Here is a 13,633-nt window from a genome sequence, read left to right on the forward strand (position 1 = left end):
CGCTGCCTGAGGTGGTCACGAGTGTGCTCCGAAGTCCAATGGGATGTTGTCGATCAGCCGGGTCGTGCCGACCTTCGCGGCGACGGCCAGCACGGCCTCGCCCGCGAAGGCGGGGCCCACGTCGGTGAAGTCCGCGGGATCCACCAGCGCCAGGTAGTCCAGGGCCAGCGGCGGGGTCGCCCGCCCGGCCTCCTCCAGGACGTGCCGGGCGGCGGCCCGTACGGCGTCGGGCAGGCCGGAGCCGGCGACCGAGGCGGCGTGCGCGTCGGCGGAGGCGCGGGCCTCGCCGAGCTTGGCCAGCCCGTCGGCCCGGCTGTCGTCCGCGGGCGCGGCGGTGGCCTCGGCGCGGGCCGCGAGCGCGGACTGCGCGGCGAGCCGGTCGCGGCCGGCGAACAGGGCGCGGGACAGGGCCAGGGCGGTACGCCGCTCCCCGCCCGAGAGGTAGCGGTTGCGGCTGGACAGCGCGAGCCCGTCGTCCTCCCGGACGGTGGCCACGCCGGACACCTCCACGGGGAAGTTCAGGTCGGTCACCATCCGCCGGATCAGGGCGAGTTGCTGCGCGTCCTTCTGCCCGAAGAACGCCACGTCGGGCCGGGTGAGGTGGAGCAGCTTGGCGACGACGGTGAGCATGCCGTCGAAGTGGCCGGGACGGGTGGCGCCCTCCAGCCGGGTGCCCATGGGGCCCGCGGAGACCCGTACCTGCGGTTCGCCGCCCGGGTAGACCTCCTCGACGGACGGCGCGAACACCACGTCCGCGCCCGCGGCCTCGGCCAGCGCGAGGTCGGCGTCGAGGGTGCGCGGGTAGCGGTCGAGGTCCTCGTTGGCCCCGAACTGCAGGGGGTTGACGAAGACGGTGACGACGACCTGGCCGTCGGCGCCGGCCCGCTCGCGGGCGGTACGGACGAGGGTGGCGTGGCCCTCGTGCAGCGCGCCCATGGTCATGACGACGGCGCGGGGGCCGCCGCTGCGCGGCAGCTTGTGCAGCGCCTCGGCGGTGGACAGCAGGTCCGTCATCGTTCCCCTCCCGGGGTTCCTTCGTCGTCGGTGGCGGCGGGGCCGGGGCCGCCGGGGGTGGTGTCGCCGTCGTCGGCGAGCACGCCGAGGAGGTCCTCGGCCAGCTCCGGCTTGAGCAGCCCGTGCGCGAGGGCCCGGTCGGCGGTGGTGCGGGCCATCGCGAGGTAGCCGGCGACCGTGCCGGGGGCGTGCCGGCGCAGCTCGGCGACGTGCGCGGCGACCGTACCGGCGTCGCCGCGGGCGACCGGGCCGGTCAGGGCCGCGTCGCCGGAGCGCAGGGCGTTGTCGAGGGCGGCGCCGAGCAGCGGGCCGAGCATCCGGTCGGGGTGCTCTACCCCGGCGGTGCGCAGCAGTTCCATGGCCTGGGCGACCAGGGTGACCAGGTGGTTCGCACCGAGGGCGAGGGCCGCGTGGTAGAGCGGACGCGCGTCCTCGGCGATCCACTCGGGCTCGCCGCCCATCTCGATGACCAGCGCCTCGGCGGCCAGCCGGAGCTCGTCGGGGGCGGTGACGCCGAAGGAGCAGCCGACCAGCCGCTGCACGTCGACCATCGTGCCGGTGAAGGTCATGGCGGGGTGCAGCGCGAGCGGCAGCGCGCCGGCCCGGCGGGCGGGGTCGAGCACCCCGGCCCCGTACCGGCCGGAGGTGTGCACGATCAGCTGCCCGGGGCGGACCGCGCCGGTCTCGGCGAGCCCCTGGACCAGGCCCGGCAGCGCGTCGTCGGGCACGGTCAGCAGGACCAGGTCGGCGAGCGCCAGCACCTGGGCGGGCGGCACGAGGGGGACGTCGGGCAGCATGTCCGAGGCCCGCCGTACGGAGGCGTCGGAGACGCCGGAGACGGCGACGGGGCGGTGCCCGGCGAGCTGGAGCGCACGCGCGAGTGCCGGGCCGACGCGGCCTGCGCCGACGACGCCGACGGTCAGCCGGGCGGGGCGGGGCTGCTGTGTTGGGTTCACGCGGGGCGGGCCTTCCGTTCCAGTCCGCGGGGGGTACCGGACGATACGTCGCCATGCTAGCCCCGTGGCCCTGCCCGCGTGGCGCGGGCCATGATCGGTGCCATGAGCGACAAGGACGACCGGAATCCGGGACAGCACCCGGGGGACGCACGGGACGTGACGGGGATGGCGGAGGCGGCGGGGACGCCGGGGGCGGCGAAGGCGGCGGGGATGCCAGCGGCGGCCAGAGGGCCAGTGGCGGCCGGGACGCCGGTGGCAGCCGAGGCGGCCGGGGCGCCGGTGGTGGCGGAGGCGGCCGGGACGCCAGCGGCGGCCGGGGGGCGGCCAGTGGTGGCCGGGGCGGTGGTGGCAGCCGAGGCGGCGGAGGCGGCGCGGGCACCCAGTGCCTCCGGGACACCGGAGGCGGTGCGGGTGCCCGGGGCGGAAGCGGCGGTGCGGGTGCCCGGTACCTCCGGGACACCGGGGGTGTCTGGGGCGTCCAAGGCGGACGAGACACCGGGGGTGTCTGGGGCGCCCGGGGTGGACGGGACTTCGGGGGTGTCTGGGGTTCCCGGGGCCGTGGAGGCGGTGGGCGCTGTCGAGGTGTCCGGGTCGGCAGACGCCGACGGGGCCGACGGGGAGGACCGGGCCGACGGGGAGGACGAGGACCGGGACGCGCGGGCGGTCGCCGCCTGGCGGGCGGCCCGGCGGCGGCTGACGCGCGGGGTGCGGGAGGCGAGCGTCGGGGAGCTGCTGGCGGGGCTCGCGGACGGCCTGCCCGAGGACCTGGCGGCCGGACCGGCGGACGTCTACGGCGACGGCATCGTGGCCCGGCTGGAGCAGCGCGTGGCGGAGCTGCTGGGTACGCAGGACGCGGCGTACTTCCCGTCCGGGACCATGGCCCAGCAGATCGCGCTGCGCTGTTGGGCGGGCCGCACCGGCAACCCGGTGGTGGCGCTGCACCCGATGAGCCACCCGGAGCGGTGGGAGGGCGGCGCGCTGTCGGCGGTCTCCGGGCTGCGCACGGTGCACCCGACGACCGCGCCGCGCCAGCCGACCGCCGAGGAGGTCCGGGGCCTGGCGGAGCCCCTCGGGACGCTGATGCTGGAGCTGCCGCTGCGCGACGCCGGCTTCCTGCTGCCGTCCTGGGAGGAGCTGACGGAGCTGGTCGAGGCGGCCCGGGACCGGGACGCGGTGGTCCATTTCGACGGCGCGCGGCTGTGGGAGACCACGGTCCACTTCGGCCGGCCGCTGCCGGAGATCGCGGGCCTGGCCGACTCGGTCTACGTCTCCTTCTACAAGTCGCTGGGCGGGCTGAGCGGCGCGGCGCTGGCCGGTCCGGCGGCGCTGGTGGAGGAGGCGCGCGTCTGGCGGCACCGCTACGGCGGCCAGGTCTTCCGCCAGTTCCCGCAGGTGCTGTCGGCGCTGGCCGGGCTGGACCGGGAACTGCCGCGGCTGCCGTCGTACGTGGCGCAGGCCCGCGTGGTCGCGGCGGCCCTCGCCCAGGCGCTCGAGGCCTCGGCCGTGCCGTGGTTCCGGATCAACCCGGAGGTCCCGCAGACCCATCAGTTCCAGGTCTGGCTGCCGTACGAGCCGGACCGGCTGACCTCGGCAGCCGTGCGGCAGGCCGAGGAGACCGGTACCTGCCTGTTCCGCACCTGGTCGCCGGACGGCCCGCCGGGACTGGCCGTGACGGAACTGACGATCACCTCGGAAGGCCTGTCCTGGACACCGGCGGACGTCGCCGCGGCAACCGCCGACTTCGTGGCCCGCGTGACGGCGTAACGGCGTGACGGCCGGCAAAGCCGCAGGCCGCAGGCCGCGCGTAACCGGGCTCGGGATCGTGTGGCCCGGGGACCGGTGGCAGGGTCCCCGGGCCGTGCCCCACCGCCCCGGGACCGGGATCGCGTGGCCTCCGGGCGGGCGCCGGGCCGCGGGGGCCCGGGCGTCTCCCCCCGGCCGGGCCCCGTGGACGGCGGGCGGACGCCGGTCAGTGGCAGGTGCGGTGGCGGACGAGGAGCCGGCGCAGGGCCGCCCGCCACGGGTGGTTGGCCGGGCGCCCCTCCAGGACGGCCTGGAACTGGCCGTACGAGCGGGCCGCCCGCAGCACGGCGACGTCGTCGCGCCCCGGCGGGGGCGGCGGCGGGTCCTCGTGCTGCGCGGACCGGTACGTGTCGATGAGGTACTGCTCGATCGCGGTCATGTCTCCACCCTGGACCCGTCCGCGCCACCCCGCCCGTCGATTGACGGGCCCCGTCAATCGACGGGCGAAACCCCTGTTCAGCGCAGTGCGCCCACCCGCGCGGCGCACCCCGGGCGGCCGTGCGGACAGCGCGGCGGTGAAGATGGACCCCATGAGTGTGAGCATCGACATCGCCGGGCTGGGCGAGGAGCGGATCGCGATCGCGCCCTCGCCCCTCGCCGAGCTCTGCATGGCCCTGCACGCACTGTCCCAGCCCGCCCACCACCCCGGGCTCACCACCTGGGCCTCCGCCACCTCCGCCGCCCTCGATCCGTGCCTCGCGGACCGGCTGCTGGACGCGGACTTCATGTGGCGCGCCTCCTTCGCGGACGTGTTCATGCCGTTCGCCGGCGTGCCCGGCGGCAGCGGGCTGCCCGCCGCGACCCTCACCGCGGAACTCGACGTACTGGACCGCCTCGACGACGAGCGGTTCGTGATGGCCGCGCTGGAGCACTGCTGGCTCGCCCTCTACAACGAGGGCGGCGGCCCGCACCCGCTCAAGGACCCCGCGGCCCGCGCCAAGGCCCTGGAGACGGCCGCCGCCCGCGGCCCGCGCCAACTGGAGTTCTCCGTCCGGCTCCTGGACGACCCCACCGCCGTACGGCGCTGGCTGCGGACCCTGATCGAGGACTGCGACGAGGCCTTCTTCGCCGAGACCTGGCGCCGCATCGAGCCGGAGCAGAGCGCCGACGCCCGCCACAAGACGCAGGTGCTGCGCCGCAAGGGCCTGCCGGCCCTGCTCAAGGAGATCTCACCGGCCCTGTCCGTGGACGAGGCCCGGACCCGGATCACCGTCGACAAAATGGTCAACGGGACGGCCACGGCCACCGATCCGGCCGTCGGCGAGGGGCTGGTCTTCATACCCACGCACTTCGGCTGGCCGCACCTGCTGGTGCTGCACGCGCCCGGCTGGCGGCCGGTGGTGCACTATCCGCTGGCGCTCCCCGAACTGGCCAGGGAGCCGGGCTCGGTGGAACTGCTCCAGCGCCGGATGGAGGCGCTGGCCCACCCCCTGCGGATGATGCTGTGCCGCAGCCTCGCGCGGGCGCCGTACACCACCAGCGAACTGGCCACCGTGCACGGGATCACCGCACCCGAGGTGTCCCGGCACCTGACGGTGATGCGCAAGGCCGGGCTGCTGCACACGCGACGCCGTGGGCGTTACGTCCAGCACCAGTTGGACCTGACGGCGGTCGCGCGGATCGGCTCGGACTTCATAGAGGGCATACTCCGCTGACCCGGCGCGCCCTGCCCGCCCGGCCCGATCCCCTTTCCCTGCCCGCCCGGCCCGCGCTGCCCGCCTGACGCCGGATCCCCCGCGCACGGCCGTCCCACGTATCCGGTGGTCCGGCAGTCCGGCAGTCCGGCGGTCCGGTTGCCCGGTTGTCCGGTTCTCGCCCTTTCGCGCTTACCGATATACGGAATTCATAAACCGGAATCAGTGAAAACTCTGGCGAGAGTGGCCTCTTGCTGCTTAACGTGCGTCCACCGTTCCGCCACACGGCGCACACCGCGTCCGCACGTCCGCACGCCTGCTCATGTCTGCTCTGTCGTGAAAGGACCTTCATGCCCTCTCGCCGTATAGCCGCAGTCGCCGCCCTGGCCGCCGCGGCCCTCGTCTCACCGCTGCTGCTCGCCGGACCGGCCGGTGCCACCGGAAGCCCGCAGAGCGACGCCGCGAAGGGTGACGCGCTGGCCAGGAAACTCGTCAAGGACGCCACGGGCAAGGGGGCGTACAACCACCTCAAGGCCTTCCAGTCCATCGCGGACTACAACAACAGCACCCGTGTGGCCGGTTCGAAGGGCCACGTGCAGTCGGCGCAGTACGTCGAGGCGGTCATGAGGGCGGCCGGCTACAACGTCAGCCGGCACGAATTCGATTTCGTCTACGTCGAGACGCTCGCCGAAAAGCTGTCGGTCAACGGCGCGGGCGGCCGGGACGTCCCGGTCAAGCTGATGACGTACACCGCCAGCAGCCCCGAGGGAGGCGTGACCGCGCAGGTCGCCGCCGCCCCGGTGGACGCCGACGGCACCAACGGCTGTGAGCCGGGCGACTTCGCGGCCGGCTCGTTCACGGGCAAGATCGCGCTGGTCAAGCGCGGCGGCTGCACCTTCGCCGTCAAGCAGCAGAACGCGGCGGCGGCCGGCGCGGTCGGCGCGGTCATCTACAACAACACCGCGGGCGCCCTCAACGGCACCCTCGGCGACCCGGCCGCCGGCAAGATCCCGACCGGCGGCATCACGCAGGAGGACGGCGAGAAGCTGGCCGCCGAGGCCGCCGCCGGACCGGTCGAGGTCACCCTCGACATCCGGGAACTGCGCGAGAACCGCAAGACGTACAACGTCGTGGCGGAGACCAAGGGCGGCGACGCGAACAACACCGTCTTCCTCGGCGCGCACCTGGACTCGGTGGCGGACGGCCCGGGCATCAACGACAACGGCTCCGGCTCGGCGGGCATCCTCCAGGTCGCCCAGCGGCTCGCGGGCGACCAGAAGAAGATCAAGAACAAGGTCAAGTTCGCCTGGTGGTCGGCGGAGGAGTTCGGCCTGCTCGGCTCCGAGGCGTACGTCGCGTCGCTGACGGACGACCAGAAGAAGCAGATCAAGCTCTACCTGAACTTCGACATGATCGCCTCGCCGAACGCGGCGTACTTCGTCTACGACGGCGACAACTCCGACGGCGTCGGCGCGGGTCCCGGCCCGGAGGGCTCCGCCCAGCTGGAGCGGGGCATCACCGACTTCCTCGACTCCAAGAACATCCCGCACGAGGGCACGGACTTCAGCGGTCGCTCCGACTACGGGCCGTTCATCGCGGTCGGCATCCCGTCGGGCGGCACCTTCACCGGTGCCGAGGGCATCAAGACCGAGGCCCAGGCGGCGAAGTTCGGCGGCCAGGCGGGTGTCGCGTACGACGTGAACTACCACGGCGCCGGTGACACCCTCGCGAACATCGACCACAAGGCGCTCGACATCAACGTCGACATCATCGCCAACGCGGTGGGCCACTACGCGTACGACCTGGCCCCGCTGTCGCAGCCGGTGACCTCGCAGCCGACCGACGGCTCCGGCAGCGGCGGCGGTCTGCACGACGGCCACGACCACGAGACGCAGTGACGTACCGCCGCGCTGAAGTGATCTGACCTGACCTGACCTGACCTGATCGACCCGATCCGACCCGGAGGGCCGGGTCCCCCGCCCGGGGGACCCGGCCCTCCGGCGTCACACGGAAGGCGCCGCCGGCCCCGGCTCCGGCTCCGGCTCCGGCCCCGGCTCCGGCCAGGCCGGCAGGCCCACCGGCTGGGCCAGCCAGCGGAAGTCACCGAGCCCGCCGCGCGCCGTCAGTTCCGCCGCCTCGCCCGCCGAGGCGAGCGCCCTGACGTACGCCGCCGGGTCCGACGAGGCCAGCGCCAGCGGCGGCCTGGCCCCCGAGACCCCGAGGGCGCCGAGCGCCGCGCGCTGGGTCAGCAGCTGCGCGCCGGGCCCGGCGCACGCGTCCAGGGCCACGTGAGCGGTCACATCACACGTACCGTCCGGCACCGGCGGCACCTCACGGCCCGCCCGGAACCCCGTCAGCGTGCCGAACGCGGGCCGGTCCGCGGCGGTGTGCGCGTAGTCCACGGCGACCGCCAGCCCCCGGTCCACGCCGGCGACCGCCCTCCGCCAGGCCTCGTCCCGCGGCCGGCCGACCTCCCGCCGGCCCGGCCCCGGCCACCACCGCTCCAGCCACGCCCGGTCGGCCGGCGACACGGGCCCGCCCACCGACTCCGTGCCGTCGCGGCCCACCAGCACGTAGCGGCCGTCCTCGGCGACGTCGAGCGGTACGTTGTCCAGCCACTCGTTGGCGAACAGCAGCCCGGTGACGCCCTCGGGCGGCCGCGCCACCCACCGGATCCGCGGATCCAGGCCCTCCGGGCGCGCGGCCCGCTCCACCGCGTACGGCCGCACCCGCGCCGCCACCTCCACGGGCAGCGCCCGCAGCACCCCGGCGACCAGCTCACCGCGCCCGGCCCCGACATCGACCAGGTCCAGCTCCTCCGGGTGGCCGAGCTGCCCGTCCACCCACCGCAGCAGCCGGGCCACCGCCCCCGCGTACAGCGGCGACGCATGCACCGACGTGCGGAAATGCCCGGCCGGCCCCGGCCCGCCCGGGCGCACGTAGAAGCCCCCGGGGCCGTACAGCGCGGCCTCCATCGCCACGCCCCAGCGGACCGGAGCGGCCCCGTCACCCACGTCTCCCACAGCGTTCATCCCCAGAAGGCTATGCTCACCCTCCACCTTGGGGAGTAGTCCCCCTCCGCCCGGATCGCCCCTGTGGTTGACTCCAGCACCTATCCCTCTTCCCTACTCTGGGTTACGTGCAGCGCCTCTACGACTTCCTCCGCAGACACCCGACGGGCGTCGACAGCTTCTGGGCTGTGATGCTCTTCGGGATCTCCATGCTGCAGGTCGCCGGAAGCGTGAACACCGCCCGCGAGCGACTGATCGCCGTCCCCTCCGTGCTCGGCATGACGGCCGTCGTCGCCCTGCGCCGCCGGTGGACCACGACGATGTTCTGGGTGGCCGTGGCCAGTGGCTGCTACCAGCTGCTGCTGTCCGTCCCGGCGCACTTCGGCGACTTCGCGATGCTGGTGATCCTCTACACGGTGGCCGCCGCCGACGTCCCGCGCCGGCTCTCGCGCACCGCGCTCGGCGTCGGCCTGGCCGCGTCACCGCTGTACTTCCTGCGCTTCCCCGTGGACAAGAACGCCGGCGGCGTCGAGGAAGCCCTGTTCGTGCTGTTCATGATGGTGCCGTTCGCCCTCGCCTGGGTGCTGGGCGACTCCCTGCGCACCCGCCGGGCGTACTACGCCCAGCTCATCGAGCGCAATCAGCGGCTGGAGAAGGAGCGCGAGGCCCAGGCCAAGGTGGCCGTCGCGGCCGAGCGCGCCCGGATCGCCCGCGAACTGCACGACGTCGTCGCGCACAACGTCTCGGTGATGGTCGTCCAGGCCGACGGCGCCGCGTACGTCATGGACGTGGCCCCCGAGCAGGCCAAGGAGGCCCTGCAGACCATCTCCGGCACCGGGCGCCAGGCGCTCGCCGAGATGCGCCGCCTGCTGGGCGTGCTGCGCACCGGCGAACCGCAGGAGTCCGAGGACTACGTCCCGCAGCCCGACGTCGAGCAGATCGAGGTCCTCGTCGAGCAGGTCCGCAGCTCCGGACTCTCGGTCGACTTCACCGTCGAGGGCGCCCCGCGCCAGCTGCCCAGCGGCGTCGAGCTCACGGCGTACCGGATCGTGCAGGAGGCGCTGACGAACACCCGCAAGCACGGGGGCCCCGACGCGCGGGCGAGCGTCCGGCTGGTCTACTTCGACGACGGCCTCGGCCTGCTGGTCGAGGACGACGGCCGGGGGGCGGCGCACGAACTGTACGAGGACGGCGGCGCCGACGGCGCCGGGCACGGCCTGATCGGCATGCGGGAGCGGGTCGGTATGGTCGGCGGGACCCTGGACGCCGGGCCGCGGCCCGGCGGTGGCTTCCGGATCAGCGCCCTGCTCCCGCTCAAGAAGAGATGACGAGGTCGAGGTAACTGATGTCCATCCGAGTGATGCTGGTCGACGACCAGATGCTGCTGCGCACGGGCTTCCGGATGGTGCTCGCCGCCCAGCCGGACATGGAGGTCGTCGCCGAGGCCGGCGACGGCCTGGAGGCTCTGGAGGTGCTGCGGGCGACCAAGGTCGACGTGGTGCTGATGGACGTCCGGATGCCCCGGCTCGACGGGGTCGAGGCCACGCGGCGGATCTGCGAGCCGGAGGAGCACCCGAAGGTCATCATCCTGACCACGTTCGATCTGGACGAGTACGCCTTCTCGGGCCTGAAGGCGGGCGCGAGCGGGTTCATGCTCAAGGACGTGCCGCCGGCGGAGCTGCTGGCCGCGATCCGCTCGGTGCACAGCGGCGACGCGGTGGTGGCGCCGTCGACGACGCGGCGGCTGCTGGACCGTTTCGCCCCGATGCTGCCGACGACGACGGCGGAGCCGCAGCACAAGGAACTGGAGCGGCTCACGGACCGCGAGCGCGAGGTCATGCTCCTGGTCGCCCAGGGCCTCTCGAACGGCGAGATCGCCGCGCGTCTGGTCCTCTCGGAAGCCACGGTGAAAACCCACGTGGGCCGCATCCTGACCAAGCTGGGCCTGCGCGACCGCGTCCAGGTGGTCGTCCTGGCGTACGAAACGGGCATGGTCCGCGCGGGCGGCGGCGGGACGGCGTAACCACGCGGTACGAGGCCGCGGAGCCTGCGCCCGCCCCCGCACCGGGGGCTCCGCCCCACGCCCCCGCGCCTCAATCGCCGGCGGGGCTGGACAGGGCCGGACCCCAGGCCCTGCGCCCACACGCCGGCGGGGCCGCGTGGGCCGGCGCGAGCCCGGCCAGGCACCCTTCCGGGGGCTCCGCCCCCGCACCCCCGCGCCTCAAACGCCGGCGGGGCTGGATAGGGCCGGGCCCCAGGCCCTGCGCCCCAAACGCCCGCAGGGCCGGGTCGTCGATGAGCCCACCGGGCCACATCCAGCCCGCGCGGCGATTGAGCGCACCGGGCGCGAAGCGGCCGGGTCGGCGGACACCGAGGGCCGGGCCACCGGGCTGCGGCGTCCGGGCCCACCTGGGCCGCGGGCCTGGGGCCGCCAAGGCCCGTGGACCCGGGGCCGCCGGGGGCCCGGGGGCTTGTCAGCCGTCCGTCGGGGCGGGGGCGGTGCCTGCCGGCTGGAGGACCTGGACCTTCGCGCCGCGGGCGTGGAGCCACTCCTCCAGGGCGGACCCCGACAACCGGCGCGCGCCGGCGGCCGTCGTCACCTCCACCGGGCCGAACACCGACCCCGTCAGCCCCTTCAGCCGCGTGTGCTCGTCCACCCGCACCTGGAAGGTGTTCTCCACGACCTCCGCCCCGCGCAGATCCGCCCCGCGCAGGTCCACGTCCAGCAGCGACGCGCCCTGGAAGCGCGTGCCCCGGCAGGACGCGCCGCGCGCGTCCACGCCGTACAGCGAGGCCTTCGCCAGATCCGCCCCGGCCAGCACGCAGTCCCGCAGCACCGCGTCGTCGAGGTTCGCCCGGACCAGGCACGCCCCGCTCAGGTCGGCCCCCGTCAGGTCCGCGCCCTGGAGGTCGGCCCGGTAGAACGACGCCCCGGCCAGCCGGACCCCGACCAGCCGGGCGTCCATGAACCACGACGAGGAGAAGTCCCCGCCGGCCAGTTCCGCGCCGCCGAGGTCGAGCCCGATGACGTCCAGCCCGCCGCCGGCCCCGCCCGCGGCCCACTCGCGCAGCCGCCCGGCGGCCGCCGGGTCCGCGGGCAGGACCAGCCGGCCCGGCACCCCGGGGTCCGCCGCCAGCGCTTCCGTCAGCGCGATCGCCTCGGCCTCGTTCCCCCTGATCAGCACTGTTGTCTCCTTACTGCTTGCCACGGCTCACGCGCGTCCGGCGTCCCGCGTCCGCACCGTCTCATCCCACCAGACGGCCGGACGGACCCGTTCGGTTGAGCCCGGCGCCCCGCGTGTTCCGGACGTCAGGTCATCCAGCGGTCCGGCCGGGCGTCCGCGCGCCCCGTGCGGGACCGGTCGGCCTGCGCCCACAGCAGCTCCGCGGCCTCGGCCGCCCCGCGCAGCCGCGCGGTGACCGTCCCGTTGGCCCCCGTGTCCACGTGGAGGTCGGCCACGCCCCGGGCCCGCTCCCAGGGCCCCTGGGACAGACGTACGCTCTGCACCTTCGCGTGCGGCACGATCTGCGTGCGCCGGCACAGCCGGCCGTGCCGCGCCGCGAAGACCTGGTCCGACAGGGCCAGGCCGTAGCCCTTCCACCACACCGGCACCACCCAGCGCGACCCGCGCGCGGGCGAGGGCGCGAAGGCCAGCGCCGCCACGTCCACGTCCGGCAGGACGCGCGCGATCACGGCGTACGCGTCGGCGCGCGCCGCCACCGGCACCAGCACGTTGTTGTCCGAGCCGGCCACCGCCAGCTCCACCCGGACCCAGCCGCGCCGCCGCCACAGCAGCGGTTCCACGATCCGTACGGTCTGCACCCGCCCCGGCGGCACCGTCTCGTGGGAGCGGTCCAGCAGCCCGTGGTCCAGGCGCAGACCGTCCGGGGACTCGGCGACCGTCCAGTCGTACTCGGTCAGGAAGCGGCCGACGCTGCCCGCCCAGACGCCGCCCAGCATCGGCACCAGGACCGCCAGCGCCGCCCACAGGCTGTCGCTGAACCACCACACCAGCGGCGGCACGACCACTCCGGCCGCCAGCGCCGCCCACGTGCCCAGGGTCAGCGCCAGCGAGGTCGCCAGCTGTCCGGCCGGGACCCGCACCAGGGTGCGTACGGGCGCCTCGCCGACCGAGGCCGCCTCCTCCGGGGCGAAGCCGGCCGCCCGTGCGAGCAGCTCCGCGCGCAGCTCCCGGGCCTCCGTCTCGCCCAGGAAGGCCAGCTCGTCCTTCTCCTCCGTGCCGATCACGTCCAGCTTGAGCTTGGCGACGCCGACGATCCGGGCCATCAGCGGCTGGGTGACGTCCACCGCCTGGAGCCGGTCCAGCCGGATGTGCGCGGTGCGCCGGAACATCAGCCCGGTACGGATCCGCAGCTCGGTGGCCGTGACGGCGTAGGAGGTGAACCGCCAGCTCAGGAACCCGTACACGCCGGCCACCAGGACCAGGGCGGCCAGGATCAGCGCGCCGAACCCGCTGCCCACGCCGCGCACCCACTCCTGGGCCCGCTCGCCCTGCTGGGCGACGATGCCGATGCCGATGCTGATCGGGACCCAGGCGCGCCGCAGCGGGGTGAAGGGGTGCAGCCGCCGCTCCGCCGACGGCGCGGGCACCACGGCTGGGTCCGGGGTCGGGGCCAGGTCCGGGGTCGGGTCCTGGTCCGGGTCCCGGGCCGGTTCGTGCGCCGTGGTCACAGGCCCGCCGACCTTGCCTCGCCCAGCTCCGTCAGCCGGTCGCGCAGCCGCTCGGCCTCGGCCGGGACCAGGCCCGGGATCCGGGCGTCACTCGCGGCCGCCGCCGTGTGCAGCTGCACGGAGGCCAGCCCGAAGCGCCGCTCCAGCGGCCCGGAGGTCACCTCGACCAGCTGCATCCGCCCGTAGGGCACGACCGTCTGCTCCCGCCACAGCACGCCGCGGCTGATCAGCAGGTCGTCGGCGCGCTCGGCGTACCGCCACGAGCGCCAGTTGCGGGCGAGCAGCACCCAGCCCCAGACCAGCACCGCCACCCAGAACAGGCCCAGCGCCGCCCACGCCGGCCCGACGAACGCGCCGAGCAGCACACCGGTGACGACCGCCAGCACCGTCATCCACACCACCAGCAGCAGCCGGCGCAGCGTGAGCAGACCGCCGGGCAGCCCCACCCACCGCGGCCCGTCCGCCGCCTCGACCCGCGCGCTCGCGCCCGTCCCCGTATCCATCCCTCCACCCTAGGTGCCG

At 75.1% G+C, this 13,633-nt stretch carries 12 protein-coding genes; 5 read left to right on the forward strand and 7 right to left on the reverse strand.

The annotated features are described in order from the left end of the window. Positions 1 to 15 precede the first annotated feature (15 nt). Together panC and ACZ6KO_RS28120 are read right to left on the reverse strand one after the other, a co-directional pair. Complete coding sequence (gene panC, locus ACZ6KO_RS28115) at positions 16 to 1,014, reverse strand: pantoate--beta-alanine ligase (RefSeq protein ID WP_469306828.1); 999 nt, start codon at positions 1,012 to 1,014, stop codon at positions 16 to 18. Next, on the reverse strand, positions 1,011 to 1,970 hold the full coding sequence (locus ACZ6KO_RS28120) for a Rossmann-like and DUF2520 domain-containing protein (protein ID WP_469306829.1): 960 nt from the start codon (positions 1,968 to 1,970) through the stop codon (positions 1,011 to 1,013). Before ACZ6KO_RS28120 ends, panC begins: the two co-directional genes overlap by 4 nt. Positions 1,971 to 2,552: 582 nt before the next feature. Here ACZ6KO_RS28120 and ACZ6KO_RS28125 point away from each other — a divergent pair. After that, positions 2,553 to 3,734, forward strand: coding sequence for a threonine aldolase family protein (locus tag ACZ6KO_RS28125; protein ID WP_469306830.1), 1,182 nt, complete (start codon positions 2,553 to 2,555; stop codon positions 3,732 to 3,734). Positions 3,735 to 3,939: 205 nt separating this feature from the next. On the opposite strand, the gene ACZ6KO_RS28130 is transcribed toward ACZ6KO_RS28125, so the two are convergent. Continuing rightward, the gene (locus ACZ6KO_RS28130; RefSeq protein WP_469306831.1) at positions 3,940 to 4,152 is read right to left on the reverse strand and encodes a hypothetical protein; all 213 of its coding nucleotides are present in this window, start codon (positions 4,150 to 4,152) and stop codon (positions 3,940 to 3,942) included. A gap of 151 nt (positions 4,153 to 4,303) precedes the next feature. Between ACZ6KO_RS28130 and ACZ6KO_RS28135 the strand changes: the two genes are divergently transcribed. Together ACZ6KO_RS28135 and ACZ6KO_RS28140 are read left to right on the forward strand one after the other, a co-directional pair. Further along, entirely contained in the window at positions 4,304 to 5,428 is a 1,125-nt protein-coding gene (locus tag ACZ6KO_RS28135) for a DUF5937 family protein (protein ID WP_469306832.1), read from the forward strand. A 329-nt stretch (positions 5,429 to 5,757) separates the two neighbouring features. Beyond that, positions 5,758 to 7,305, forward strand: a complete 1,548-nt coding sequence (locus ACZ6KO_RS28140) for a M28 family metallopeptidase (RefSeq protein ID WP_469306833.1) — start codon at positions 5,758 to 5,760, stop codon at positions 7,303 to 7,305. 105 nt (positions 7,306 to 7,410) lie between these two features. Here the strand turns inward: ACZ6KO_RS28140 and ACZ6KO_RS28145 are convergent, their stop codons facing one another. Beyond that, the gene (locus tag ACZ6KO_RS28145; protein WP_469306834.1) at positions 7,411 to 8,439 is read right to left on the reverse strand and encodes an SAM-dependent methyltransferase; all 1,029 of its coding nucleotides are present in this window, start codon (positions 8,437 to 8,439) and stop codon (positions 7,411 to 7,413) included. 107 nt (positions 8,440 to 8,546) lie between these two features. Here ACZ6KO_RS28145 and ACZ6KO_RS28150 point away from each other — a divergent pair, with 107 nt between their 5' ends. Together ACZ6KO_RS28150 and ACZ6KO_RS28155 are read left to right on the forward strand one after the other, a co-directional pair. Further along, positions 8,547 to 9,746 (forward strand): sensor histidine kinase, encoded by a 1,200-nt coding sequence (locus ACZ6KO_RS28150; protein WP_469306835.1) that lies wholly within the window; start codon positions 8,547 to 8,549, stop codon positions 9,744 to 9,746. A gap of 17 nt (positions 9,747 to 9,763) precedes the next feature. Further along, positions 9,764 to 10,441, forward strand: a complete 678-nt coding sequence (locus ACZ6KO_RS28155) for a response regulator transcription factor (protein ID WP_469306836.1) — start codon at positions 9,764 to 9,766, stop codon at positions 10,439 to 10,441. 451 nt (positions 10,442 to 10,892) lie between these two features. Here ACZ6KO_RS28155 and ACZ6KO_RS28160 read toward each other — a convergent pair whose 3' ends face one another. From ACZ6KO_RS28160 to ACZ6KO_RS28170, 3 genes are all read right to left on the reverse strand, one after another. Further along, positions 10,893 to 11,603, reverse strand: coding sequence for a pentapeptide repeat-containing protein (locus ACZ6KO_RS28160; RefSeq protein ID WP_469306837.1), 711 nt, complete (start codon positions 11,601 to 11,603; stop codon positions 10,893 to 10,895). 125 nt (positions 11,604 to 11,728) lie between these two features. Beyond that, entirely contained in the window at positions 11,729 to 13,111 is a 1,383-nt protein-coding gene (locus tag ACZ6KO_RS28165) for a PH domain-containing protein (protein ID WP_469306838.1), read from the reverse strand. Next, positions 13,108 to 13,614 carry a PH domain-containing protein gene (locus ACZ6KO_RS28170; protein WP_469306839.1) on the reverse strand — a complete coding sequence of 169 codons (507 nt, stop codon included), beginning with the start codon at positions 13,612 to 13,614 and terminating at the stop codon, positions 13,108 to 13,110. Before ACZ6KO_RS28170 ends, ACZ6KO_RS28165 begins: the two co-directional genes overlap by 4 nt. Positions 13,615 to 13,633: the final 19 nt, after the last annotated feature.

The sequence above is a fragment of the Streptomyces sp. NPDC042102 genome (assembly GCF_055582305.1).